This window comes from Chitinophaga sp. HK235, from assembly GCF_018255755.1.
In the GTDB taxonomy this organism is placed as follows: domain Bacteria; phylum Bacteroidota; class Bacteroidia; order Chitinophagales; family Chitinophagaceae; genus Chitinophaga.
The window spans coordinates 4,322,333-4,348,368 of record NZ_CP073766.1 but is presented as its reverse complement, the minus strand read 5'-3'; the positions used below and the strand labels follow the sequence as shown (position 1 = coordinate 4,348,368).

Sequence of the window (26,036 nt, the reverse complement as noted above, 5' to 3'; positions counted from 1 at the left end):
TGAATTACTGGCCGGCATCCATCTTTCCTACAAGTTGGTATCCTGTGCCATTATTGGTGTTAACCTGTTGATAGTACATACCGTCGGGTGACAGGAAGTACTGTTGTCCGTTGATCTGTACGGAGCGGCTGCCCTGTGGCAGGTCTTTTATAATATTGCCTGGGAGCGGAGCGGTACTGTTGTTGTTGCTGTTGCTGTTGTTATCGTTGTTAATGTTACCACTATCATTATTGTTGCCGTTGGTCTGTGGATCTACTACGGTATCCCCGATTTTACCATCCTTACCTACTACTTTAAAGCGTCGTCCGTTTTCAGTCATGATTTCCTGATAGAAGGTGCCATTCAGTTCGTAGTAGCTGTTACCGTTCACCTGTACTTCAGAAGCGCCATCCGGCAGATCCGGAACGGCAGCGCCCATAGGAGGGTCTACTACGCGGTAACCGTTGTCGTTGTTTTCAGATTCGTAATAGATACCATTATAGTAGTAAATAGGTCCGAACCCGGTACCGAGTGCGAAGTAACCGTAAGGCAGGGTAGAAACATAGAAGCCTATCGGAGGGAAGTAATAAGGACGATACCGATAGAATCTGCGGTAACCAGGTCCATACCATCCGTGGCTATAATAAACGCCACCATGGTATACCGGGCCGCGATAGCCATGATAAAATCCTCTGTTTACAGGAGCAATGGCTCTGGGCGAAGAGAAATTGCCACGGGGAGCTGAAAAATGAGGTGCAGACATCATGTGGCCACCTCCCATCATATGGCCGCCTCCCATGTGTCCGCCTCCACCACCGTGTCTTTGGGCAAAGGCGCCGGTTGCTGTAGTTGTGCATAACAGCCCAATCAACACAAACAGCATATAAAATCTGTTTTTCATCGTCTTACGGGTTATAATTGTTAGACTGGATCGGTGTCAAATAGTTTAAGGATGAAGCGGTATTTATGCAGAAGGCGTGCTCAATGCATCTGAGAACTGTTGTGACAATTCGATGATTTTATCGGATTTGGCAATACCTACTATCCAGTGCGGCGGAATGTTGCCCATCCCGTAATGCAGGCCGGCAACGGCGCCAGCCACTGCTCCGACAGTGTCTGTATCTCCGCCCAGGTTGACTGCCTTCAGCACACAATCCTGGTAATTATCGGTATTCAGCAGACACCAGAGCGCGCTTTCAAGGGTGTATACCACATAACCGGAGCTCAGAATATCATCTTCTTTCAGATTGGTGATATTATCCTGCAGAATGCGGTCAAAAATTTTCACCTCAACAGGGTTGAACTGATTGGCTATAATAAAATCATTCACGATTGCCTGCGTAATCTGGTAAGCCTCCTGTAAATCCTTTACGGTTAAAAGATTACGGATAAATTCCACATAAATAAAACAGGCCATTACAGACCGGAAATGCATATGGGTAATGCCGGAAACTTCTTTAACAACATGATAACGTTGGCGTATATTATCTTCTTTCGCGAGGTAGAGCGCCAGCGGCATCATACGCATCAGGGAGCCGTTGCCGTTTTCAAATTCTTCAAAACCACCGGAAAACAAAGGAGAAGTACCTGTGCCAATTCGTTGTAAAGCACGGCGGGTGGTATGACCAATATCAAAGACCTGTTCATGTGCGCCCCAGTATCCATCCCGGTACCATTTCAGGAAGGTAGTGGCCATCAGGGTGAGATTATATCCGTGGGTGAGACTTTCCGCTGTACAAAAAGTAAGGGAGGTATCATCTGAAAATGTTCCCGGAGGCTGGTTCCAGCATCCGTAACCGATAAAGTCAAGTATAGGTTTTTCTCTGAGGTAGCCCCTGGTCTTAAATTCAACCGGAACACCCAATGCGTCGCCTATGGCGATACCCAGAAATGCACCTGTTATATGTTGTTGCATAGAATGGGGATTTATACAGTTAATATACACAGAAAAACGTGCCAACAAATGTTTTAGGTTTGTGAAAGCCGCTGGAGTAGTTCAGTCTATTCAGCGATTTCCGGTATGTTCAGTCTTGTTCATTCATACTATGACCCCGATGACTGTCTGTTTGTACGGTTGGCGTTTTATCTTTGCATTGTAACATTTAATACTGTTACCCGCAGTCACCCGGTAAACTTTTTTGGTAACCCGGAAGCATGTACGGAAAAATCACCCGATGTTATCACCCGTTGTTAACCTCATACTGTACTTCTGGCAGAAATAACTGCCCCTGTTGTTTTTTATTGTTGAGATGCCTTAAATGTCATTGTTTGAAGATGCCCAAAACTAAGACCAATATGCACGCTTTTCTGTTTAATACGCATGCGAGGACATGCACTTTCCTTGGTAAATATCATTGCACCATTTTTTCTTTTGTCTGGCTCAATTAGCCGGCAACAGAAAAAATGATGACCAGCCATTACCCCCTTACTGATTAATTCGGCAGCAAGTTTTATGGGAATAGGTGGATGAAAAGGGACTGTTTTTTTAGACGGTCCTCTCTAAAGAAATGTTCTGAGTCCAAATGCAGGTAATATAAGATGAATGCTGATGGGGCTGCCTTTCCAGGTAGTCCCCCTTCGGAAAGCAGCCATCCCTGCCTGCTGCGGACTTGCGCTATAAACGTGTTGGAATGCCATGTATAGAAGGATAGGAAAAGGACCATCTTTCAAGATGGTCCGGTTTCCCGGCCTGCATGGCAGTAGAAAAGAAATGTAAAGTGCCATATGAACCCTGTGAGCAACCGCTTTCCGCTGATTTGTTCGCAGTACGATTGATTCAGCTACAGGGACCGTCTTTTCAGACAGTCCCCTGCCAGACAATTCAGATTGCCCCGGCAATCTTCATCATATATCAAATGTGCTATTCATAAGCGAAACGGTGGATTATGGATGGGACCGTCTTTCCAGGCGGTCCCCTTTAAAGAAGTTAATAATTAAGGACGGATTGAGAATGGTAAGATCAATATCATCCAGGCTGCTTTTCCAGGCGGCCTGTTCATTAGTTATCAGTTAATGATGACTAATGGGTTAAGCAGGGGACGCTTGTTTAAACTGCCCCGCTTTTATACCTTCGTTCATCGTTTGTTTCTCCGGAAATTTAAACCCGTTTCTTATGCAATATCATCAGTTAGGCCCATCAGATCTCCATATTAGCGAAATAGCCTATGGCTGTATGTCCCTGGGTAGCAACGACGAAGACAATGCCCGCCTGGTACATCAGGCCATAGCTGGCGGCATCAATTTTTTTGATACAGCCGACCTGTATGACCATGGCCGGAATGAAACCACGCTGGGAAAAGCGCTGCAAGGCAAAAGAAATGAGGTCATCATCGCCAGCAAGGTAGGCAACCAGTGGAGAGCAGACGGTAGCGGATGGGACTGGAATCCACGCCGGGAATATATCCTGGCCGCCGTAGAAGAGAGCCTGCGACGGCTCAATACGGACTACATTGATCTCTATCAGCTGCATGGCGGCACCATCGAAGACCCGACAGATGAAACCATTTCGGCTTTTGAAACCCTGCAGCAGCAGGGCAAAATCCGGTATTATGGTATCTCTTCCATAAGGCCCAATGTGGTACGCACTTTTGCAGACCGTTCCCATATCGTGAGTGTGATGATGCAATACAGTCTGCTGGACCGCAGGCCGGAAGAGAGCTGTTTTCCGCTGCTGGAACAGCAAGGTATCGGCGTGCTGGTAAGAGGCGCAGTAGCCAAAGGACTGCTCGTTGGCAAAACGCCGGAAGCCTATCTGAACTACGATGCGGCAGCGGTGGCCCGGGTAGCGGAAGCCATTCAGCGTATAGCCACCCCCGATAGAGGTCCGGCGGCAACAGCGCTGCGGTATGTGCTGCAGCAATCGCCCGTAACATCCGCTGTGGTAGGGATGCGCACGCCCGAACAGGTGACAGACGCGCTTAAAGCAGTTACTGCTCCGCCACTGACGCCAGCGGAAATACTGCAGCTGCAACAGGTGCTGTCTGTTAATAAATATGACCAGTACCGCTAATGGCTGTGCAGGCAGATCCCGTATAATTGTAAAGCATCAAACGTCCCCATAATATGCTAAAGCTGAAAATCGGTATGCTCCTTTTCCCGGACATGACCATCCTGGATTTCACCGGCCCTTATGATGTGTTTGTGAAAGCACCCTGTTTTGAAGTGGTACTGCTGGGAGAAACAACGGCACCCTTCAAAGTGGAAGGTGGTTTAATGGTACAACCCACGGTAGCGCTGGCCGACAGCCCGCAGCTGGATATTCTTTTTGTGCCGGGAGGCAAAGGTATTAATCAGCTATTGACCAACCGGACCGTGCTGGATTTCCTGCGCCGGCAGGCATTGGGAGCGAAATATATTACCAGCGTTTGCACCGGCGCACTGGTACTGGCGGCAGCAGGACTGCTGCAGGGTTACAAAGCCACTACACACTGGCGTTCGCTGGACCTTTTAAGGATGCTGGGTGTGGAAGTAGTGGAGGAGAGAGTAGTGAAAGACCGTAACCGTATCACCGGTGGCGGCGTTACTGCCGGCATCGATTTCGGACTTACACTTACCGCCATGATAGGAGGGGAGGAACTGGCGCGGATCGTACAGCTGCAGCTGGAATATAATCCGGCTCCGCCTTTCAGGGCTGGTTCGCCACATACCGCCGGCACGCCCGTATTACAGGCTACCCGGGAACTGACCAAACTGATGCTGGAAAAAAGAAGAGCCATTATAAGGGAGCTGCTGGAGAAACAAGGGATGCCCACAGCACCGGAACCATAAGCTCAGGTAGCTGCTTTTACAAAACATGCGGGGTAAGGCTTTAACAAACAAGGGATTACTATGTTTTATTATCTTTATCCGTGTATGTTTTGTAAACTTTAACTGATGCTGATGAATACTATCCAACACCTGACACGATGGGGCTGTCTGGCCGCTATTCTTTGTTTGTATACTTACTGCGCCCGCTCGCCGTATGCACAAACCAATAAAATCTACAAACAAAAAGCTAAAGGATACGCCCGTACAGTACGGGAGGAGCCTGGTACCCTGCCCGGTGATAATGGTATCAGACCTGCCTGGTGGGCTGGCACCATCAACTTCAACATGAGAAAACCGAATATGGTGATCATCCATCATACTGCGCAGAATTCCTGTGAACAAACCCTCAAAACATTTACCCTGGAAAGAACACAGGTAAGTGCCCACTACGTAGTATGCCGCGACGGGACCATTCATCATATGCTGAACGATTACCTCCGTGCCTGGCATGGCGGACTTTCCAAATGGGGCGGGATCACTGATATCAATTCCAATTCTATCGGTATCGAACTGGACAACAACGGGGCAGAACCTTTTCAGCCCGCACAGATCAACAGCCTGCTCATACTGCTGGATACGCTGCAGCATCGCCACGGTATCCCCGCAGCCAATTTTATCGGACACGGAGATATTGCACCCACCAGGAAAAATGATCCCAGCGCTTATTTCCCCTGGAAACAGCTGGCAGACAAAGGCTTTGGCCTCTGGTACGGTGATACCACCAACACCACATTGCCGGCCTCTTTTGATAAATGGCAGGCCCTCCGTATCATCGGCTACGACCTGAAAGATACCACTGCCGCCATGAAAGCCTTCAAACGGCATTTTATGCCGCAGGATACCATCAGCCCTTCGCCGGATGCCGAAAACAAAGTACTGTTTAACGTAATGAAAAAATACCTGTAACGGTTATAGTATATCCCTGCCCGTTATCCGATGCCCGGCGGCCTGCTACCAGTGAGCAGGCCGCCGGTCTTTTATAAGGCTACCCAATACTTTATTTTGTGATCTGCCTTAAATCGAGTATTTTAATAATGAGTTAAATCGGCCAACATACCAAAATCTGAGACCTGAATTATTACGGACTTGTTATTACCTCTTTTCCATCGTTATATTAATTTCTCTTGCCATGAAAAACACCAACAAATTTCCTTTACTGTTGCTGGCATCCATCGTGCTACTACTGCTCGCTGCCGGTCCTCAGTACGCTTCCGCGAAAATCCATTACCAACCTGTAGCAGACACCAGTTGCCTGGTCAAACATGAAACCGCCTTCGAATTCCCTGACGGCCTGCGAAAAAAAGTACATGATCTTATTGAAGACAAAGTCGCCGGCGGTATCGATGAAAAAGGTATCACCACCTGGGAAAACTCTCCCGATGCGCCGGAATACTACCAGATCGTACTCCGGAAAAACAAAATTACCATCAAATACAAAGGCACTGTCTGCGATGATAAACTCATTGCCGAAAATATTGATGCCTGCAAGTCGGAGCTGCAAAAACTTATCGGTAAGTAACCGTAACTGTGATGAGTGTTGATGTTTTATGATTCTCCTGATATGCGAAATGCATATTTGTTTTTGCTTAAGGATGATTTTTAAAGGTGCCTGCAACCCAATGCTGGAAGCCCCGTTGCTGTTTGCGGCGGGGCTTCCGTTTTTCAGGAGCCGGTAAAAATTACCATCAACATCTTGTTGAGCCCTGGCACCATCCCGCTCCATTTCATCTTTCTTTATCTGCCTGGTCTTCGCTCTTATCCCCACTTTCATCTCCGCTCATCAGGAGAATCATAAAACATCAGCATTTATCTTAGTTCTGTTAGTCTATAAATTTTGTGGATTAATAATTGTGAACTATTTTTGCGGTAGATATCTGCGATCATACACCAACTGAAAAGACCAAAACCAAATCGGTAGTAAACGGAAGATCCATAATTATCCGCCAACGACCACAACAGCTTTAAATCAATATTCAGGAATGAAGTACTTACAAAGGCTTCTATGCCTGCTGCCCGCATTATTGTGGCTGCAGCAAGGTATTGCCCAGGAAATCCGGGTAAGCGGTGTAGTGACCTCCCGCAGCGATGCTCAGCGTATACCCGGCGCTGTTATCAGAGTAAAAGGTTCAGGCCGTGGAACACAGGCGGATGCAGACGGTAAATACACCATCAGCGCCAATACCACTGACACCCTGCAAATCTCTTCCATCGGTTTTCAAACAACCGTGATCGCCATCAACAACAGTCATGTTATCAACATAGCACTGGAAAATACCGACAGCAAACTACAGGAAGTAGTGGTGACGGCACTCGGCATCTCCCGCGAGAAAAAATCAATTGGTTACGCCGTGCAGGAGCTGAAATCAAAAGATATCGCCGAAGCCCGGGAAACCAACCTGGTCAACGCTTTGTCCGGAAAAATTGCAGGCGTGCAGGTGACCAACAGCCAGGGTAACCTCGGCTCTTCCCGTATCGTTATCCGCGGTGAAACCTCTATCGCCGGCAACAACCAGCCCCTGTTCATCCTCGACGGTATCCCCGTAGACAACAGCCAGCTGGGCATCGGCACCGGCCGCGATTTCGCCAACGCCATATCTGACGTTAATCCGGATGATATCGCGTCCATCAGCGTACTCAAAGGCCCCAACGCTGCCGCCCTCTATGGCTCCCGCGCCTCCAGCGGCGTGATTCTCATCAAAACTAAAACCGGTAAAGACACCAAAGGCGGACTGGGCGTGACTGTCAACTCCAACGCTACCTTCGAACGTGTACTGATATTACCCGACTTCCAGAACGTTTATGGTCAGGGTGCCGGTGGACAATTTTCCTATAAAGATGGTAAAGGCGGTGGCCTCAACGACGGCACAGATGAAAGCTGGGGCCCTAAAATGGATGGTCGCCTCATCCCGCAGTTTTTCTCCAACGGAGAAGCAGTGCCCTTTGTAGCACATCCCAACAACGTAAAGGACTTTTACGTGACCGGCTATACGCTGAACAACGGCCTGGCTGTAGGCGGCAGTACCGATAAAATCGATTACCGCTTTTCCTATAATAATACCAAACAGGCCGGCATTCTGCCTAATACCGGCATCACCCGCAACACCTTCACGGCCAGCAATACCTTCCGTATTACACCCAAACTCACCCTCAGCACCTATGCCAACTATATCCGCACCAGCGCCGATAACCTGCCCGGTGTAGATGGTAGAAGAGGCAACAGCGTTACCCTCCAGTTCATCTGGTTTGGCCGCCAGGTAGATGTATCCCGACTGAAAGACTATAAAAATCCGGATGGTACCGACTACAACTGGAACCACAGCTACTATAGCAACCCTTACTGGATACAGAACGAAAATACAGTAGGGCAGCTGCGCAACCGTTTCTTTGGTAATGCCCGTCTCTCTTACGAAATCAACAACTGGTTAACAGCCAACCTTCGTATCGGTACAGACTATTACCAGGACAGAAGAAAATACAAAGTTGCCTATTATACCAACGGAACACCCTTCGGTTCCTATACTGAAGATGCTTACACCGTAGGTGAAACAAACGGAGAGTTTACCCTCAACGCTAAGAAAAAACTGGGCAGTGACTTCGACCTCGATGTATTGGCAGGTGGAAACATCCGCACCAACCAGTTCGAACAAAACTACCAGCAGGCGCCCAAACTGGCTGTGAAAGATGTGTATACGCTCAATAACTCCCGCGATCCGCTCCTCTCCACCAGCTATTTCTCCAAACAAAAAGTGTACAGCACCTTCGGCTCCGCACAGCTGGGATATCGCAATTATGCGTTTGTGAACGTAACCGCCCGAAACGATTGGTCTTCTACATTACCGGTGGAAAATAATGCTTACTTCTATCCGTCTGTCAACGGTAGCCTTGTATTGTCCGAAGCACTGCACCTGCAAAGTAAAGTGCTGACACTGCTCAAAATACGCGGCGGATGGGCACAGGTAGGTAAAGACACAGATCCTTATCAGCTGATCAATACCTATCCATTCAATCAGCCTTTTGGACCAAATCCTTTGCTGACCGTGTCCGATAAATTTCTGAAAAAAGACCTCAGACCGGAAATCACCACTTCTACAGAAGCCGGTGTGGAGGCTGCTTTCCTCAACAACCGTATCCGGCTGGATCTCACTTACTATCACTCCAATAGCCGCAACCAGATACTGTTGGCTGATGTAAGTCCTACCACCGGTTACCTGAAGAAACTGATGAATGCCGGTGAAATCAGCAATAAAGGCGTGGAAGCAATGTTGGGACTAACGCCGATGTCTACACGCTCCGGTTTCCGCTGGGACCTGAACATCAACTATGCCCGCAACGTGAGCGAAGTAGTGGAACTGGATAAAGAAGGTTTTCTTAATAACTATGTGCTGGGAAGTACCGGTAACATGCAGGTGCTGGCCAGCAAAGGTAAACGTTATGGCGCCCTGTACGGTACCGGATTTCAGCGGGATGCGCAAAACAGAATCATCGTTAATGCGGATGGTACACCAGCCATCGATCCCAACAAAAAAGTACTGGGTTATTATACACCCAACTGGACCGGAGGCATTTATAACACCTTCAGCTTTAAAGGTTTCAGCCTTGGTTTCCTGATTGATACCAAACAAGGAGGCTCTATCTACTCCGGTACCAACTACACCGGCAATTACACCGGCGTACTGGCTACCACACTGCCTGGCAGAGATGAAGAACATGGTGGTTTGCCTTATTACCGCAGCGGCCAGCAGAATATACAGTTGCCATCACACACTGCTGCAGCTCCCAATGGCGCTGAAGTGCACCACGATGGTATCATCTTCGACGGCTATGCGGCAGATGGAAAAAAGAACACGGTGGTATTGGGTGCAGAAGATTATTACAAAGCTGTTTATAATAGCAGTCTGAATGAAAGCAGTGTGTATGATGCTTCCTTTATCAAACTGCGTGAAATCAAACTGGGATATACTTTGCCTAAATCACTGACAAGCCGGTGGAAGCTGCAAGCCGTAAACGTTGCGCTGGTAGCCAGAAACCTGGGATATCTGCAGAAGCATGTGCCCAATATCGACCCGGAGACCGCCTTTAACACCGGCAACGGCCAGGGGCTGGAAACCTTGCAGATACCGACTACCCGCAGCATTGGCATTAACCTGAATGTTTCATTTTAATTAAGCACCGGATATGAAAAAGTTGTTGATACCTTGTTATATGTTGTTCGCCATCATCCTGCTGGCTTCCTGCCGGAAGGAGCTGGAGCGGATCAACAAAAACCCGAATGAACCAACTACCGTGCAACCGGACTATCTCCTGAGCAACGGTATTAAAGCAAACGTAGATACCTATTGGGGCCCCGATGCCGCTATGGACGGTAGTTTGCTCTATATCCAGTACTGGGCTAAAATCCAGTATACCGATGCAGACCGCTACATTGCCGGTGCCACTGGTACCCAAACCGTATGGAGTAATTTTTACGCGCAGGGCATCGAAGACTTCACCACCCTGGCCCAGCTGGGAGATAGTCTGCATAACCCCAACTACAAAGCCGCAGCGGTGATCATGCGCTCCTGGATCTTCCAGCAGCTCACAGATCTCTATGGTGATATTCCTTATAAACAAGCCGGTAAAATCGAGCAATACCTTACACCCGTATACGACAGCCAGAAAGTTGTGTACAACGGGCTGCTGGCAGAACTGAAAGACGCGGTGACCACCATTACCACCACCGGTAATGCTATCAATGGAGACATCCTGCTGGGAGGTAACATGAATACCTGGAAACAGTTTGCCAACGGGCTTCGGCTGCGTATCGCATTACGTATTGCCGACCGCGATTTCAATACGGCTAAAGCGGTATTTGATGAGGTAGCTGCCGGCGGTAATGTGCTGCTGCCCCAGGGTGTTGATGTAAAGCTGATTTACCAGGCTTCTCCCAACCAGAACCCTGTAGGGCGCAACCGCGAAACCCGCAACGACTACCGCATCAGCAAAACAATAGTAGATAAACTCAAAGCGCTCAATGACCCACGGTTACCCATATACGCTACCGTACCCAAAGATACCAACGTGATCATTGGGGTGACCAACGGACTGCCCAGTGATTCTGCTGCTCGCCTGGGCTTCAGCAAAACGTCGGATGCCGGTGCTGTATTTACGGCTACCATGGCGCCGGCGGTGTTGTTCAGTTATGCAGAACAGCTGTTTATCCTGGCAGAAGCCGCACAGCGTGGCCTCACCAATGGTAATGCGGCCGATCTGTACAATCAGGCGGTGACAGCTTCCTTTGCTCAGTATGGGCTGTCTTCCACCGCAGCAGCTGCCTATCTGCTACAGCCGGCAGTAGCTTATGATGCAACCAATTTCAAAAAGTCTATTGGGGAACAGAAATGGCTGGCACTTTTCGGTGAGGGCCTGGAAGCTTTTGCAGAATGGAGAAGGCTGGATTATCCTCAGTTGAAGGCTGCCTATGCAGGTGCCCTGAATGGCAATATGCCCCTGCGTTTTAAGTATCCCTCGAGCGAACAGGCGCTGAACGGAACCAATTACAAAGCTGCCGTAGCGAGGCAGGGCGCTGATCTGCTGACCACCAAATTATGGTTTGATATGTACTGATAAATCCTGTTTGCCATAAAATAAATACATAGCCCAGGGCTTCAGCCCTGGGTTATATATTTGGAGCAATCCTGCTTTCTTAATAAGTGATCTTCTTATGCACTGCTCCTTTTTCATCATAAAACAGTATCTCCGGTTCATTCTTTTCATTAACGATCATCTCAAGGCGCACCCTACCCTTATCATCATTCACAAAGACGCCAGTCCGTCGTCCCTGTTGACCAGCAAACATACGGTGGTATCCAAACACTCCTTCTTTATATAATTTTTCCATTACCCTGCTTTGTTCCTGTGCATCTTTTACATGATTACGAACAGAGTCGATGATAGCCATTGTTTTATCGAGGGAAAAATCAGGGCGTTCGGAAATCGTCAATCCCTTTGTATGGTTTCCATTCTCACGTTGAGTGTAAGTTAGTGATACCTGCTGGTCTTGCTTGTATTTGTCGAATGTCAGGCTTAATTCGTTCTGGCCCTTGCCGTTTTCACCCTTCCCTGAATAGGTCAGGCCGCCGCATTCTTCTCCTTCTGTATTGTAAAACATCAGTCCTGACTCATCTCCGCCCTGGCGGGGTAGCTTTCTCCCATTAACAACACCAGTAGGCAGGTGACCTTTGTTGAAGAGTGAAAGTTTAACAGTTCCGTCTGGTTCTACAATATCAATCTTTTCAGCGCGCAGACTTTTGATAATATCAGGTTGTTCTGTTCTCCGAAAACCATAGCTGATAAACGCGAATATCAAAACAGATGAGATAATAGCGTATAAGCGGAAAAAATTCATTTGGCGGCGCAGCCGTTTTACTTCGTTGTGTATGTCTTGCATAAAGGGGATGGGTTTGATTAAAGTGGTATTTATTTTGGGATTTATTTTAAGGAAAACAAAGTGACAGCACGTGGTTATAGATCTCCCCTGATTTTTCTCTCATATGCTTTGTCGATAAATGGCACGGGTTTCCTGAAAGCATGGCCTGACTTTTTCGGAGAGGATATCCAATGGAAAATTATGAAAAAATTTTAAAATATACATGTAGAAATTTTACATATAATAGAGAAAGTTTTTAATTTTAGCCTGCCTTCAACGATAGATAGGTAGTCGAAAACGGGGAATGATATGTACAGAGTATTTTTAGCTTTATGGCTCATAGGTGCCACTGCCTGCAGTAATAACAACAATACGGCCGATGACGAAACCTCTGCTGTTCCTGCTCCATCCGAATCTGTGGTAACATCACTGGAAGAAGAGGATTCAGTACTTAAAGCGCATGAAGATATTGCCTGGGATGAGATAGAAGGGATTCAGCTCTCCAGGGTGATGATCAATAATAAAGTGCCGTTACATACCAGCCTGTCGCGTTTTAAAGCTGCGTTTGGAGAGGCGGATAGTCTTGTAACACCTGACTGGACTTATATCTGCGATGCCCAGTTTGAAGAAGAATTTGAATACTTCTATAAAAACGGTTCCCGTTTTGAACTTTATAAAGACTCCCTGGCCTGCGATGAATTCAGGCTTACACCCGCGCAAACGGTTTCCTATGAAGGCATTACTTTTAGCCACAATACTACCTGGGCCGATATGAAGAAACGTTTCCCCAAAGCCGTGCGCCAGGCGGAGAATGAAGGTTATACGGATATGATCACCCTGCGGGACGCGGATGTGAAAGAGAGTGATAGCAGTGTACGGTTTTTCTTTGAAAATGGTATACTGGTACGGATCGTTTATTTTATCCCCTGTTAAGTATTACAACAGATAAACACTCAGGCTTCTGGCCCCTTGTGCTCCATGTACCAACACAGCTCCGATATCTGCGGTAGCGGAAGGCCCCATCATAAAACAGCCATAGGCCGTATCTTCCAGGTGTACCCGCAGGTAGGCATCGTACATGTCGCATACGATAGACTGGGGAGACAGCAGGATCACCAGATGCTGTGATAAAAAGCCCAGTGCGTTTACTTCCAGGTCTTCCTGGGTAAGCCATACCATTCCGTTTTCTGCTACGCCAAACCGGGCCCGGATCACCGCTACATCCACATCTGCCAGCTCATGCGGGTTCTGCACGGCATGAATGTCGCGATTGCCTTTTATCTCCGGGGTTACGGAGCAGATCACGCTGGCACCGGGGTACTGGGATGCCAGCAAGGCTTGTGCGGCCACTGCATCTGCGGGCCTGAAAATTTGGCCACCGGCGTCGGCTACACGTTGTTCGAATGCTGCCAGCAGATCGGTCTCTGTTTTGGGGAAAGCGGGAATGGCCGGGTAGGCGATACGGTTAAGCGGCAGCTGGCTTTCTACAGCTGCCAGTACGTGGCTACGTGTGTTGTTCTCCATGATCGTTGTTTTTGGCTCTGTATTGTAAATACCACTCCCGGAATGTTTGTCCGGCGAAATGGGGTAACTCACGGTGACGCCCCCACGGATTCAGTACCTTGTTGTACAGAAGGAAATGAGGCGTGAAACGTAACGCTCCGCTGGCCATGCTTTCGGCGCTGCGGAACAATTGAGGATGTTCGAAGATCCTGCCGGCGGCACCAAAGGCCAGCCGCCTGCTGACAGGCAGATATTTTTTGGCAGCCATCACTTTGCGCCATTTTAATATCTGGTCGCTGATGTCAATCTTAACAGGGCATACCTCTGTGCAGGAGCCGCACAACGAGGAATGGTACGGTAATTCACTATATCTGGACTCATCGAAGGTCGGGTCGAGGATAATGCCGATAGGCCCGGAATAGGTAGCACCATAAGCTAACCCGCCACTACGGCGGTATACCGGACAGGTGTTCATGCAGGCGCCACAACGGATACATTTTAGCGATGTCCAGAAGTCGGGCATGCCCAGCCGCCGGCTGCGCCCGTTGTCTGTCAGAATGATATGCAGCTCGCCGCCACGGCGGGGACCGCTGAAATGAGAAGTATATTGTGTGGCCAGCGTCCCCAGTGCGCTACGCGACAACATCCGGATGAAGATGCCCAGATCGCTCACTTTAGGCAGCAGCTTTTCTATACCGATGCTGGCGATATGTACAGGAGGTACGGCAGCGCCTATATCAGCATTGCCTTCGTTGGTACAAACCACAAAACTGCCTGTTTCCGCAATGGCGAAATTGGCGCCTGTCATCCCGGCACCGGCTTCCAGAAACCTTTTCCGCGCATCGTTACGCATGGCTTCTGTCAGATAATGCGGATCGGTATTACCGGGGTCTGTGCCGATGCTGCGGGCAAACAGCTGTGCTACATCTTCCGGTGTTTTGTGAATGGCAGGCATTACAATATGGCTGGGTGGCTGGTTGTCCAGTTGCTGTATCCGTTCGCCCAGGTCAGACTCTGTAACGGTAATGCCCCATTGCTCCAGAAAGGCGGTCATGCCACATTCTTCCTGCAGCATGGATTTGCTTTTGATGACAGCACGGATGTTTTTCTCTTGCAGGATGTCCCATACATGCTGGTTATGTTCTGCGGCATCTCTGGCCCAGTATACTTTAGCGCCCCGTTTCAGGGCATTGCTTTCAAATTCACGCAGGTAATGTGGGAGGTGGGTGAGGGTATGTTCCTTTATCTGTGAGGCGATCCCGCGCAGGGCTTCCCATTCGGGCACCGCTCTGGCAGCGGCGTCCCGGTGCATGCGGGCAGCCCACAGGTTTTTATCGTGCATGGGCTCATGTACCTCGTCCTGTTCGAGGAAGGCGGCGGCGTTGGCGGCTACATCTACTTTTTTTTCTTCTCCCATAAAAAAATATTAAAAAGGACCACCATTGAGTACCTGTGCCACATGCAGGAATTTTATGCGTATACCGGCTTTGCGGGCAATACCCTGCTGGTGCATCAGACAGGACATGTCAGGAGACACAATAAATTCAGCATCATGCCGGACGTAATCATGGACTTTATCCAGGCCCATACTGGCGCTTACCGCTTCATCTGTCACACAGAAGGTGCCGCCAAAACCACAGCATTCGTCAGGACGGTCCATGGGTACCAGTTCCAGGCCTTCTACCATCTGCAGCAGCCGGGCGGTTTTGTTGAAAGGAGTACCCATGATTTCGGAGGGCAGGGCTATGCTCAGGCCGCGGATGGAGCTGCAACTGTTATGCAACCCTACCTTATTGCGGAAATAAGCCCAGGGGAAACTTTCTACCTGTAGTATATCGTGAAGAAATTCTACCAGTTCGTAGGTGCGTTGCCGTACATGCAGTACGTCGGGTTCCTGCGGGATCGCATCCAGGTGATGCCTTACGTGTTTCACACAGCTGCCGGCAGGACCGATGATATATTCAAACTCCCGGAAGTTTTCGATAAACAGTTGCTCAGCGGCGGCCGAATGCTGCTGGTCACCTTCATTGGCCATAGGTTGGCCACAACAGGTCTGGTTCAGCGGATATACCACTTCCAGGCCAAAACGTTCCAGCAGCTCCAGTGTGGCGATACCGGCTTCCGGATAGATAGCGTCAACATAGCAGGGAATAAACAAACCAACTTTCATACGCAGGACTATTTGCATGATATACTTATGCATAACAGCCAAGTCGCTGTGTTGGTTGACCGGAAAATCAGGAGACTGGTGTTTTTCCTCCGTCTACTGCTATACTGGTGCCTGTCACGTAGGCGGCTGCGGGTGTAGCCAGAAAAGCGGCCATGGCGGCTACTTCCTGGGCTTCGCCAAAACGTTTCATGGGTATGTCTGCCAGCCATTCGGCTGCGATCGTTTCAGGAGAGACGTTACGGGCAGCGGCACTGCTGCTGAACAGACTTTCCAGCCTGGCGGTGCGGGTAGACCCGGGCAATACATTATTGACTGTAATGCCATGAGGAGCCAGTTCTGTGGCCAGCGTTTTGGCCCAGGCGGCAACAGCCCAGCGGGTAGTATTGGACACACCGAGATTTTTCAGCGGTGCCTTTACGGATGTAGATATAATATTGATGATACGACCATAGCCGGCCTGGATCATGCCTGGCACCAACGCCTGCGCCAGTACCTGGTTGCAGAGCAGGTGCTGGGAGAAAGCATTTGTAAAGGCGTCTGTGGAGGCTTCCAGGATAGGGCCTGCGGAAGGGCCGCCGGTATTGTTGATCAGGATATGTACCAGGCCTTCGAGAGCGAGGTCGGCAGCCAGCTCCTTTACTTCGTCCAGGTCTGAGAAGTCGGATACGATATACCGGTGGGCTTGTCCGGCTTCAGCAGAGAGTTGTGCTACAGCGGTTTTTAGTTTTTCTTCGTTCCGGGCCGTGAGGATGCAGGTGGCGCCCAGGGAAGCCAGCTCTATGGCGGTGGCAAGGCCGAGGCCTTGTGAACTGCCGCACACCAGTGCGGTTTTATCTTTTAAGGATAGGTTCATAGATTATCATTTTATTGGAATATCAAATATCCCAATAAAATGATAATCCGCTTTATCTGTTATACCCTTACATAGATCTTCCGCTTATCCAGTATCAGACCTACTGTCCAACACAGCAGCATAAACGCCAGTGAGAACAGCAGAGAGCCGAATTTACCGGGAGACAAGGGCTGAAAAATCTGATCATTGATCCATTGATACAATGATTGGTTACCTATCCGGAAGAAGTACATCAGGATAGCGAGCACTTCTGACAATAGGTATAGGAACAGTGGGTTTTTGCCGAATATGGTGAAAAAGCCGGTGCCTTTGGTTAAGCCGGCAATATCGATCAGTAAAATGAGCAGGGATAAAAGTATCAGGTCGATGCCCACCGTGAGCAGCACATAGGAGCTGGTCCACAGTTTTTTGTTGATGGGGAATACCGTGTTCCATGCGTAGGCGAGGGCTATCAGCACGGCGCCGGTGGCTATCATCCGTAGCAGGCCGGACTGGGTGCGGCCCTGCTGCTGTACAAACAGGCCTGCATAATAACCGGCTACTACATTCACCACAGCAGGGAAGGTGCTGAGGATACCTTCCGGATCAAAGGCAAAACCTTCTCCATGATACATATGATTGTCGCCCATTACTAGCTTATCAAGTGCGATGCCGGCATTGCCGTGGATGCCGTACTGGTCGCCGGGTGTACCGGCAAACCACAGGATGGCCCAGTAGCCGAAGAGGAACAGGGCGCTGACCGTCCACACGCCTTTTTTAGGAAGATAATGAATCAGCAGGGAGGCAATACCATAACAGAGGGCTATACGTTGTAATACGCCCAGGATACGGGTATGGCTGAAGGGTTTGAAGCTCAGTCCCGTGCTGGTATGCTCCACAAAGGGAAACCAGTACATCAGGTAACCGAGCAGAAAAATGATAAGGGTGCGTTTAAAGATTTTACCGAGCACAGCTGCGTTGCCCAGCTGTTCATATTTTTTCATGCTGAAACTCATGGCATTGCCTACAGCAAAAAGGAAGGAAGGGAATACCAGGTCTGTGGGTGTCCAGCCGTGCCAGGGGGCATGATCCAGCGGCCAGTAAGTACCCCCTGTGCCGCCGGTATTAACAATGATCATGAAACAGACTGTCATGCCGCGGAATACATCCAGCGGTAAAAAGCGTTGGGAGCTTTGTGTCATTTTTCCCCGTATTAAGTTGGTTGATAAGATGGTAAGGAAATGGGCCGCATTTGAGTGTCTACAATATAGACATCTCTTTTTCAAAATCCAAATACGGGGAAAAAAGAGTTGGAAATTTTTTACATCGAGAAGCCCCGGCCCAGTACTTCATGTACTTCGTGGATAACCACAAATGCTTCGGGATCAGCTTCCTGTACAAGGGATTTGAGGTGCATCAGCTCTTGTTTGCCGATAACAACATACAATATTTCTTTTCTGTCGCCGGTGTAGGCACCATGTCCATGCAGTACGGTTGCACCACGTCCCATTTCGCCGGTGATCTTTTGTGCGATGAGTGGGGTATGCTGGGAGATGATGGTAATGGCCCGTTTGGTGTTAAGACCGTCTACTATATAATCTACTGTTCTGGCACCAATGTATACAGCGATAAAGGTATACATGGTTTTTTCCAGGCCGATGATAAAGGAAGAAGCAGCAATCACGACGATATCAAATATCAGCATAGCGTTGCCCAGGGTCCAGCCCAGGTATTTATTGCACATCCTTGCTACAATGGCTGAGCCGCCGGTAGTGCCGCCTGACAGGAATACGAGTCCTATGCCAATGCCTACCAGTAAGCCGGCGAAAATGGCTGCCAGCAAGGGGTTGGAAGTTACCGGTGTGAGATGGTTTTCCGTGATATAAAGGAACAACGAACAAAAAATAATACCCAGGATCGTATACAACATCCCCCGCTTGTCCAGCAGTTTGTACCCTGCTATGATCAGGAACACGTTAATGATGAGGTTGGTGATACCCGGAGACCAGCCGAAATAATAATAGGTAACGATGGTGATACCAATTACCCCGCCTTCAGAGAGCTTGTTGGGGATGGCCAGATAATTAATGCCTACGGCAAATATCAGCGCACCGATAATGAGCAGCAGGATATTCTTCACATGTGATTTCATGGGGCAAAAATAGCTTATTTTTTATGCAAATGATGGAGCTCAAAGACGCTTACGTAAAGGACTTTCCCGAAAGTTAATAATCGGGGGCCGGAAATAGGACCGTCTTTTACAAACGAATATCCATGTATGAAAAAAAACACAAAAATTATTTGTAATTAATAAAACTCGATGTATATTTGTCTACCAAATCAGTAGACTAATAAGTTTACAACCACAACAGGGAGAAATAAGGCAATACTCCCGGCATCTTTTGATCCACCAGCAAAGAGCAGCCGCCATTATTGAACAATTGTGTAAAACGATACACTATGAACCGGCATACTCAGGACTGTGGACTACGTTCCCAAGCGTTGATATCAGCAAAGGTAAACAATACCTGTTCCCGTTACATCGTTGTGCTGCACTGCTGTTGTAGCAGTAGTTGCTGACACTGAAGTCTTGCGTTCTGTAAGCTGTAAATAGAATGCCTGGTCGGGCTTGCGGGAAAGGTATGCTGCAAATTTATTGGTGGTAAATTTTTCAGTATCATACCTACCCGCGCCTCCCCGGCATATCGTTCACACAAAATTGTTTGCCATGAAAACTCATGCTCATTTCCTGCTGACAGCTCTTTTAGTAATAACCCTTGCCAACACTGCAAAAGCTGCCACTAATCAAGATACTATAACTGTGACGGGTACACGTTTTACTTTTCCGCTGGTACAGGATTGGATCGACGATTTCCAGCAAACCCACCCCGGAACAGTATTTCGCCTGGTGTCTCCCAGAGATCCAGCCGCAGCGCAGGCAGTGATACATATTACTGCGCAGCGTATCCCGCAACATAAAGAACAATATCAGTATGTAGCAGTTGCCCGTTATGCACTGTTACCTGTTACCAATATCCGCAGTACACATGCCGGAAAATCATTGACAGTAGAGCATTTGAAGGAATTGTATTTTAAACGGGAACAAAAAGATGCTGCCGTTGAACAGGTAGTCGTATACAACCGGCTGGAAAAATCCTGTGCACCGGTTACTTTCGCAGCCTTTTATGGTGCTGCTTTTGAAGATATAAAAGGAAAACAGGTGCCCGGCGATGACCAGCAGCTGCTGAAAGCAGTACAGGAAGATCCCGCCGCAGTATCCTTTAATAACCCCGGTTTTATCTACGATCTGCGCAACCGGAAACCCGTTCATGATATTGCCGTTATTCCGCTCGACCTCAACAACAACGGGCGCTTAGAGCAGGAAGAAAATTTCTATACTAACCTGGATGTATTGATCAATCGGCTGGAAACCGCACCGCCACCGGGTATCCCGATAGAAGAGGTGGTGCTGAGCTACGACCGCTCACTGGAGAAAACACAACCGGTGATCGCATCCTGGGTACAGTATATACAACGGGAAGGACAGACACAACTGCATCACTTCGGGTTCCTGACCGCTCATCCGGCTAATGCTGTCGCAACAAAATAACAACGGAAGCTATATATACTCCGGTCATAAGGGGCGCTATCCACGGCAATACTGGTGGGTGTTGTGGGGTAGTTGCCTCGACAGCCGGAGAACTGCTATGACGATATTATTTTTATCCTATGGCAACTCCTGTTTTGAACACACAGGAAATAAATGAATGACTACCTGCTAACGTAAACGCTTATACTTTTTTCGGAAAGCCTAATTTATCATGAAGGAACCACCTGTTTCCAGGTAAGGCTCCCAGTGCCAGCAAGTCCCGGTCTCGAGCCGGGGCTTCTCTTTTATATATCCCCGAAAAAATATTTTTCCATTTTGTTATGGAAAATATTTTCCTGCCTCATCTAGTTAAAAAACAAATTACCATGGACTCAGCTAAAATCCAGGGGAATGATTTCCTCGACATCCTCTTCGATGGTAGGAACAAAGATTATGGGGCCTATGCATTACGCAGCCGTTACGACCGCCGTGTACGCAATGCCGTAATGGGTACAGCTTCCATCGTATTGGTGATGGTAGGTGGCTATGTATTGAATAATACATTAAGCGCTAAAGACAACATCAACAAACCGGTGTTTCTCGACAAAACCACCACCCTTACACAAATCGATCAACCGGAGCCAGATCCGGTAATTCCGCCGCCAGTGCAGGCTACACCGCCTCCCGCTGCTGCACCAACCATTGATTTTGCCAGCCTGAAAGTGGTGCCCAATGATCAGGTAAGTCCTGAAGATGAGCCACCCAAAATCAGTGATATCGGTAATAAAACAGTAGGGCTGCAGAATACCGAAGGTGACCTGAATGGTGTGGCAGATGGTTTAGCAGATGTATCTGCAGGCACACCAGGCGTAGTGACTGCTCCCGTAGCACCTGAGAGAGAAGAAACACTGACTTTCGTTGAAATCATGCCGGAGTTCCCTGGTGGAGAAGAGGCGCTGCGTAAATATCTGCAAAAGAATCTCCGCTATCCGAATATGGCCGTGGAGAACGGTATACAGGGCCCTGTATACGTGCAGTTTGTGGTGAGCAAAGACGGCACTATCTCTCAGGTAAAAACAGTAGGTGCAGCTAAAGGTGGCGGGCTGGAAGAAGAAGCAGTAAGGGTTGTCAATAAAATGCCCAACTGGAAGGCCGGTAAACAGAATGGCCGAACTGTGAACGTACTGTACAACCTGCCGATCCGCTTCTCCCTGGAAAATCAATAATGCCGGCCTGCATCCATTTAACCTGAATACATATACTTCCCTTTCCACTTCTCTACCTTTTTCACTGATTATTTATCGTTGATCTTTTAAAAAAAAAATTCAATCGACAGATTGTACAGGGAGTTTTATGTCCTGTCATCTCTTTCCGCCAGTTCTAATACCTATGCATCCCGGTTTGCTTTTTGCAGCCGGGATTTTTTTTTACATTCTTATTAGAAAATATTCAAACATTTATCTTTTATGTAAAATAATAATCAAAAAATAAAGCGTTTAATAAATAAACAACTAAACAAAATAATTATTAATTTAACGGCCGCTTAGTTCTCTTCTTCAGCACTATAAATGGATTTTTAGTATGGAAGCGCCGGTTAACAACTCGCTGCAACAGTTTAAAAACCTTGTTGGTACCAAGTTCCAGCTGTATAACAGCCTCTTCACCTCATTGCCCTTTCATCGGGTAGAGAAGACAGGAATCTTTTTATCCCTCTTTCTCCTGCATTGTGAAGAAGGATATGCCCGCGGAAACAGCCCCCAAACCATCATGGACTCTTTCTTTGAGCAATACACCACCTACCGCGATGAACAACAGCGGACCGATCTGTTGTTCCGGTTTGTACAGTATGCGGAAAGACAGGTGGTGCTGTTCGACGCGCTGGAAGACGCCGCCTTCCGCTATATCCGCGACCTGCAGGGCGCCGGTACCCTTCGCCATCTGCAGTCTGAGGTGCTACAGGAGCAGGCACAGGACAAACTCAAGGAAAAGCTGGAGCACTTTTGTATAAGGCTGGTACTCACAGCTCACCCCACCCAGTTTTATCCCGGTGAAGTGCTGGGTATCATCAACGACCTGGCCCGCGCACTGGTAGAAGAAAACACCTCAGAGGTGAATATGTACCTGCAACAGCTGGGTAAAACACCTTTCTTCAAAAAAGAAAAACCTACACCATATGATGAAGCTATCAGCCTGGTATGGTTTCTCGAAAATATATTTTACCGCGCCGGTGGCCGCATCCTCTCATTCCTGAGAGCGCAGTTCCCCGGAGCTGTCACCAGCAATAATCCCGTTATCCGCATGGGCTTCTGGCCCGGCGGTGACCGCGATGGCAACCCTTTCGTGAATGCCGCTACCACCCTGGAAGTAGCTGCTGCCCTCCGTGCTTCCATCATGAAATGTTATTTCAGGGAAGTACGTACCCTGAAGCGCCGCCTTACTTTCAAAGGTGTGGAAAACGTGGTGGCAGCGCTGGAAGCCAGGTTGTCACGCAACCTCTTTACTGCCGGCCATAAGGCGGATATCAGCCGCCAGATCATTCTGGATACGCTGACGGATATACGAAATACGATTATAGAACAGCATAACGGCCTGTTCGTTCACCTGGTAGACAACCTGATCAGCAAAGTGGAGATCTTCGGGTTGTATTTCGCATCCCTCGACGTGCGCCAGGACAGCTCCGTGCATGTGGAGCTGCTGAATGCCATCGCAGGAAAAACGGATGCGCTGCCCCAAAACTACACTGCGCTCGATGATCTGTCGAAAATCAATGCCCTGGCGAATATCAAAGCTGCCGTAGATCCGCAGCTGCTGGAGAATCCATTGCATCAGGACAGCCTGAAGACCATCGCCGCTATCAAACAGATTCAGGAGGCTAATGGAGAAGAAGGTTGCCACCGTTATATTATCAGTCACACTACCAGCGTGCTGAATGTGATGGAAGTGTTTGGCATGTTCCTGCTCAGCGGATGGCAGAAAGAAACAATGACCATCGACATTGTACCGCTGTTTGAAACGATCGATGACCTGCATCATGCAGGCCAGGTGATGAAGGAACTGTACGAAAACCCTGAATACCGTGAGCATCTGCGTCGTCGTCACAGTCAGCAAACCATTATGCTTGGTTTCTCTGATGGTACCAAAGATGGTGGTTACCTGATGGCCAACTGGAGCATCTATAAAGCCAAAGAAGAGCTCACCCGCATCTCCAAGGAATACGGGGTTGATGTGGTCTTTTTCGATGGCAGGGGAGGCCCTCCTGCACGTGGCGGCGGAAAAACGCACCAGTTCTACGCTTCTATGGGCCGCAATATTGCCAACGAGGAAATACAGCAGACCATTCAGGGACAGACCATCAGTTCCAACTTCGGCACCATAGACGCTGCTCAGTTTAATATGGAACAGCTGATACATGCCGGTATTACCAATGAACTGTTCTCTTCCCGGGAAGTGACGCTTACGGCGGAGGAGGAAGATCTGCTGCAATCACTTGCCGACGCCGGTTATGCGTCATATAACAAACTGAAAAATCATCCTTATTTTCTGGAATACCTGGACCACGCCAGTCCGCTCCGTTATTACGCAGAAGCCAATATCGGCAGCCGTCCCAGTAAGCGCCACGCCAGTGCCAAACTCAATCTCAATGATCTGCGGGCCGTACCTTATGTAGGGGCCTGGAGTCAGCTGAAGCAGAATGTGCCTGGCTATTACGGTGTGGGCAGCGCCCTCAAACAGTTGTATGACCTGGGCAAGTGGAACGAAGTGGAACACCTGTACCAGCACTCTCTGTTTTTCAGGACCCTGCTGGACAACTGTGAAATGGCGATGAAGAAGAGTTATTTCCCGCTCACCGCTTACCTGGCCAAACATCCGCAGTATGGTGAAGTATGGCAGATGATTTATGACGAATTTGAGCTGACCAAAAAATACCTGCTCCGCCTTACGGGTGAAGCTGAGCTGATGGAAGCCAGTCCGATAGACCAGCTGTCTATTCAGATGCGGGAAAGGATTGTATTGCCTTTGCTTACCACACAGCAATATGCCCTTACCCGTTTGCGGGAACTGGATGCTGATTCCAACAACAGCCATGGTAGGGAAACGTATGAGAAACTGATCATGCGCTGTTCTTTTGGCATTATCAATGCCGGCAGGAATTCGGCCTGATGCCTCAGTTGCTTAATAGTATTATAACAATAAGATAACAGTGAAGACCTTAGCAGAGCATGTCTCTGCTAAGGTCTTCTTCTACATAGGAAATCATAATTGGTGAGCAGAATTCCCAATTCTTACCTACTTTTACATCTCCTATTAGTATAACTACACTTCAATATGGCAAACAGCTTATATGACTTTGGAATGATTGGCCTGGGGGTAATGGGCCGGAACCTGTTACTCAACATGGCGGATCATGGCTTTTCCGTGATCGGCTTTGATAAGGACGCTGCTAAGAATGCTGCGCTGGAATCTGCCGCTACACCGGGAACAACTGTTAAAGGAGTTGCAGAGCTGGCTACAATGGTACAACTGCTGGAACGTCCGCGCAAGCTGATGATGCTGGTACCTGCGGGTCAGCCGGTAGATGATGTGATTGCTTCCCTCATACCGCTGCTGGAGCAGGGTGATGTGGTGATAGATGGAGGAAACTCCCATTATACAGATACACTGCGCCGTGTACAATACCTCCGTGAAAAAGGCATCCACTTTATGGGGATGGGCGTTTCCGGTGGTGAGCAGGGCGCTCGCACCGGCCCCAGTATTATGCCGGGTGGTGACCTCGAAGCTTATGGCAAGGTAAAACCCATGCTGGAAGCAATTGCTGCTAAAGTAAACGGTACCCCTTGTGTGGCATACCTGGGTAAAGAAGGTGCCGGCCACTACGTGAAAATGGTGCACAATGGCATCGAGTATGCTATCATGCAACTGATCAGCGAAAGTTATGCTTTGTTGCAGAAAGGCGCCGGACTGAACAACGACGAGCTGCATGAAGTATTTAATGAGTGGAACAATGGCGCTTTACAATCTTTCCTGGTAGAAATCACTGCCGACATTTTCAAACAGCAGGATGATAAAACAGAAGCCCGCCTGGTAGATGTGATCTCTGATAAAGCCGGTTCAAAAGGTACTGGCAAATGGACTTCCCAGGATGCAATGGAACTGCCGGTGGCAGTACCGGTAATCGATACAGCGGTGGCTATGCGCACCCTTTCCGGTTACAAAGATCAGCGACTGGCAGCCGAAAAATTATACCCCGCTCCGGACCCTGCTATCCACGAAAACAAAGAGATGTGGATCAAACAGGTGCACGATGCGCTGTATTTCGCTACCATCCTGAGTTATGCACAGGGACTGGCCATGTTGCACGAAGCTTCCCGCGACCTGCAGATGGAAATTCCGCTGCCGGAAGTGGTAAAAGTGTGGAGAGGCGGTTGTATCATCCGTTCCACCCTCCTGGAAGTGTTCTCTCAGGCCTACCAGCAAGACGCCTACCTGGGCAATATCCTGCTCGACAAGGGCGTAGCTGCGCTGGTACAGTCTGTAGAAGCCAACACCCGCAGTGTGGTGGCACAGGCAGCACAAACCGGTATTCAGGCTGCTGGCTTTATGTCCGCACTGTCTTACTTCGACGCTTTCCGTACCGGCAGAATGGCTACCAACCTGATACAGGCTCAACGCGACTACTTCGGAGCACATACCTATCAACGTATAGACTTGCCCGGAACATTCCATACCGAATGGCAGCGTAACAACAAATAAA

20 protein-coding genes are annotated in these 26,036 nt (G+C 48.7%); 11 read left to right on the top strand and 9 right to left on the bottom strand.

What is annotated here, in order from left to right:
• Positions 1–4: 4 nt before the first annotated feature.
• On the bottom strand, positions 5–880 hold the full coding sequence (locus KD145_RS15850; protein ID WP_211999834.1) for a DUF6515 family protein: 876 nt from the start codon (positions 878–880) through the stop codon (positions 5–7).
• A gap of 63 nt (positions 881–943) precedes the next feature.
• Entirely contained in the window at positions 944–1,894 is a 951-nt protein-coding gene (locus KD145_RS15845) for an ADP-ribosylglycohydrolase family protein (RefSeq protein WP_211999833.1), read from the bottom strand.
• Between the two features lie 1,197 nt (positions 1,895–3,091).
• On the opposite strand from KD145_RS15845, the gene KD145_RS15840 reads away from it, so the two are divergent.
• The 6 genes from KD145_RS15840 to KD145_RS15815 all read left to right on the top strand — a co-directional run bounded on the left by KD145_RS15840 (position 3,092) and on the right by KD145_RS15815 (position 11,388).
• Positions 3,092–3,988, top strand: a complete 897-nt coding sequence (locus KD145_RS15840) for an aldo/keto reductase (protein ID WP_211999832.1) — start codon at positions 3,092–3,094, stop codon at positions 3,986–3,988.
• Between the two features lie 53 nt (positions 3,989–4,041).
• Positions 4,042–4,746 carry a DJ-1/PfpI family protein gene (locus KD145_RS15835; RefSeq protein ID WP_211999831.1) on the top strand — a complete coding sequence of 235 codons (705 nt, stop codon included), beginning with the start codon at positions 4,042–4,044 and terminating at the stop codon, positions 4,744–4,746.
• Between the two features lie 111 nt (positions 4,747–4,857).
• A complete protein-coding gene (locus tag KD145_RS15830) occupies positions 4,858–5,691 on the top strand; it encodes an N-acetylmuramoyl-L-alanine amidase (protein ID WP_211999830.1) in 834 nt (277 codons plus the stop codon).
• A 223-nt stretch (positions 5,692–5,914) separates the two neighbouring features.
• A complete protein-coding gene (locus tag KD145_RS15825) occupies positions 5,915–6,304 on the top strand; it encodes a hypothetical protein (RefSeq protein WP_211999829.1) in 390 nt (129 codons plus the stop codon).
• 460 nt (positions 6,305–6,764) lie between these two features.
• Positions 6,765–9,947, top strand: coding sequence for a SusC/RagA family TonB-linked outer membrane protein (locus KD145_RS15820; RefSeq protein WP_211999828.1), 3,183 nt, complete (start codon positions 6,765–6,767; stop codon positions 9,945–9,947).
• 13 nt (positions 9,948–9,960) lie between these two features.
• Positions 9,961–11,388 (top strand): SusD/RagB family nutrient-binding outer membrane lipoprotein, encoded by a 1,428-nt coding sequence (locus KD145_RS15815; RefSeq protein ID WP_211999827.1) that lies wholly within the window; start codon positions 9,961–9,963, stop codon positions 11,386–11,388.
• A 79-nt stretch (positions 11,389–11,467) separates the two neighbouring features.
• Here KD145_RS15815 and KD145_RS15810 read toward each other — a convergent pair whose 3' ends face one another.
• Positions 11,468–12,211 (bottom strand): hypothetical protein, encoded by a 744-nt coding sequence (locus tag KD145_RS15810; RefSeq protein WP_211999826.1) that lies wholly within the window; start codon positions 12,209–12,211, stop codon positions 11,468–11,470.
• Between the two features lie 288 nt (positions 12,212–12,499).
• On the opposite strand from KD145_RS15810, the gene KD145_RS15805 reads away from it, so the two are divergent.
• The gene (locus tag KD145_RS15805; protein ID WP_211999824.1) at positions 12,500–13,123 is read left to right on the top strand and encodes a hypothetical protein; all 624 of its coding nucleotides are present in this window, start codon (positions 12,500–12,502) and stop codon (positions 13,121–13,123) included.
• A 3-nt stretch (positions 13,124–13,126) separates the two neighbouring features.
• Here KD145_RS15805 and KD145_RS15800 read toward each other — a convergent pair whose 3' ends face one another.
• From KD145_RS15800 to KD145_RS15775, 6 genes are all read right to left on the bottom strand, one after another.
• The gene (locus KD145_RS15800) at positions 13,127–13,714 is read right to left on the bottom strand and encodes an LUD domain-containing protein (RefSeq protein WP_211999822.1); all 588 of its coding nucleotides are present in this window, start codon (positions 13,712–13,714) and stop codon (positions 13,127–13,129) included.
• The gene (locus KD145_RS15795) at positions 13,695–15,110 is read right to left on the bottom strand and encodes a lactate utilization protein B (protein ID WP_211999820.1); all 1,416 of its coding nucleotides are present in this window, start codon (positions 15,108–15,110) and stop codon (positions 13,695–13,697) included. The genes KD145_RS15800 and KD145_RS15795 overlap by 20 nt, the downstream gene beginning before the upstream one ends.
• Before the next feature lie 9 nt (positions 15,111–15,119).
• Complete coding sequence (locus tag KD145_RS15790) at positions 15,120–15,863, bottom strand: (Fe-S)-binding protein (protein WP_211999819.1); 744 nt, start codon at positions 15,861–15,863, stop codon at positions 15,120–15,122.
• A gap of 67 nt (positions 15,864–15,930) precedes the next feature.
• Entirely contained in the window at positions 15,931–16,716 is a 786-nt protein-coding gene (locus KD145_RS15785; RefSeq protein ID WP_211999818.1) for an SDR family oxidoreductase, read from the bottom strand.
• A gap of 59 nt (positions 16,717–16,775) precedes the next feature.
• On the bottom strand, positions 16,776–17,897 hold the full coding sequence (locus KD145_RS15780) for an acyltransferase family protein (RefSeq protein WP_211999817.1): 1,122 nt from the start codon (positions 17,895–17,897) through the stop codon (positions 16,776–16,778).
• Between the two features lie 119 nt (positions 17,898–18,016).
• Positions 18,017–18,847, bottom strand: coding sequence for a YitT family protein (locus KD145_RS15775; RefSeq protein WP_211999816.1), 831 nt, complete (start codon positions 18,845–18,847; stop codon positions 18,017–18,019).
• A 576-nt stretch (positions 18,848–19,423) separates the two neighbouring features.
• On the opposite strand from KD145_RS15775, the gene KD145_RS15770 reads away from it, so the two are divergent.
• The 4 genes from KD145_RS15770 (at position 19,424) to gndA (ending at position 26,035) form a co-directional block, all read left to right on the top strand.
• Positions 19,424–20,305 (top strand): hypothetical protein, encoded by an 882-nt coding sequence (locus KD145_RS15770; RefSeq protein ID WP_211999814.1) that lies wholly within the window; start codon positions 19,424–19,426, stop codon positions 20,303–20,305.
• Positions 20,306–20,670: 365 nt separating this feature from the next.
• Positions 20,671–21,510 (top strand): energy transducer TonB, encoded by an 840-nt coding sequence (locus KD145_RS15765; RefSeq protein WP_211999813.1) that lies wholly within the window; start codon positions 20,671–20,673, stop codon positions 21,508–21,510.
• A 355-nt stretch (positions 21,511–21,865) separates the two neighbouring features.
• A complete protein-coding gene (locus tag KD145_RS15760) occupies positions 21,866–24,445 on the top strand; it encodes a phosphoenolpyruvate carboxylase (RefSeq protein WP_211999812.1) in 2,580 nt (859 codons plus the stop codon).
• A 165-nt stretch (positions 24,446–24,610) separates the two neighbouring features.
• Positions 24,611–26,035 carry an NADP-dependent phosphogluconate dehydrogenase gene (gene gndA, locus KD145_RS15755; RefSeq protein ID WP_211999811.1) on the top strand — a complete coding sequence of 475 codons (1,425 nt, stop codon included), beginning with the start codon at positions 24,611–24,613 and terminating at the stop codon, positions 26,033–26,035.
• The last annotated feature ends 1 nt before the right edge of the window (position 26,036 follow it).

Coding starts and splice junctions, on each gene's coding strand:
- KD145_RS15850 (WP_211999834.1), bottom strand. CDS start 880: ATGAAAAACAGATTTTATATGCTGTTTGTGTTGATTGGGCTGTTATGC.
- KD145_RS15845 (WP_211999833.1), bottom strand. CDS start 1,894: ATGCAACAACATATAACAGGTGCATTTCTGGGTATCGCCATAGGCGAC.
- KD145_RS15840 (WP_211999832.1), top strand. CDS start 3,092: ATGCAATATCATCAGTTAGGCCCATCAGATCTCCATATTAGCGAAATA.
- KD145_RS15835 (WP_211999831.1), top strand. CDS start 4,042: ATGCTAAAGCTGAAAATCGGTATGCTCCTTTTCCCGGACATGACCATC.
- KD145_RS15830 (WP_211999830.1), top strand. CDS start 4,858: ATGAATACTATCCAACACCTGACACGATGGGGCTGTCTGGCCGCTATT.
- KD145_RS15825 (WP_211999829.1), top strand. CDS start 5,915: ATGAAAAACACCAACAAATTTCCTTTACTGTTGCTGGCATCCATCGTG.
- KD145_RS15820 (WP_211999828.1), top strand. CDS start 6,765: ATGAAGTACTTACAAAGGCTTCTATGCCTGCTGCCCGCATTATTGTGG.
- KD145_RS15815 (WP_211999827.1), top strand. CDS start 9,961: ATGAAAAAGTTGTTGATACCTTGTTATATGTTGTTCGCCATCATCCTG.
- KD145_RS15810 (WP_211999826.1), bottom strand. CDS start 12,211: ATGCAAGACATACACAACGAAGTAAAACGGCTGCGCCGCCAAATGAAT.
- KD145_RS15805 (WP_211999824.1), top strand. CDS start 12,500: ATGTACAGAGTATTTTTAGCTTTATGGCTCATAGGTGCCACTGCCTGC.
- KD145_RS15800 (WP_211999822.1), bottom strand. CDS start 13,714: ATGGAGAACAACACACGTAGCCACGTACTGGCAGCTGTAGAAAGCCAG.
- KD145_RS15795 (WP_211999820.1), bottom strand. CDS start 15,110: ATGGGAGAAGAAAAAAAAGTAGATGTAGCCGCCAACGCCGCCGCCTTC.
- KD145_RS15790 (WP_211999819.1), bottom strand. CDS start 15,863: ATGAAAGTTGGTTTGTTTATTCCCTGCTATGTTGACGCTATCTATCCG.
- KD145_RS15785 (WP_211999818.1), bottom strand. CDS start 16,716: ATGAACCTATCCTTAAAAGATAAAACCGCACTGGTGTGCGGCAGTTCA.
- KD145_RS15780 (WP_211999817.1), bottom strand. CDS start 17,897: ATGACACAAAGCTCCCAACGCTTTTTACCGCTGGATGTATTCCGCGGC.
- KD145_RS15775 (WP_211999816.1), bottom strand. CDS start 18,847: ATGAAATCACATGTGAAGAATATCCTGCTGCTCATTATCGGTGCGCTG.
- KD145_RS15770 (WP_211999814.1), top strand. CDS start 19,424: ATGAAAACTCATGCTCATTTCCTGCTGACAGCTCTTTTAGTAATAACC.
- KD145_RS15765 (WP_211999813.1), top strand. CDS start 20,671: ATGGACTCAGCTAAAATCCAGGGGAATGATTTCCTCGACATCCTCTTC.
- KD145_RS15760 (WP_211999812.1), top strand. CDS start 21,866: ATGGAAGCGCCGGTTAACAACTCGCTGCAACAGTTTAAAAACCTTGTT.
- gndA (WP_211999811.1), top strand. CDS start 24,611: ATGGCAAACAGCTTATATGACTTTGGAATGATTGGCCTGGGGGTAATG.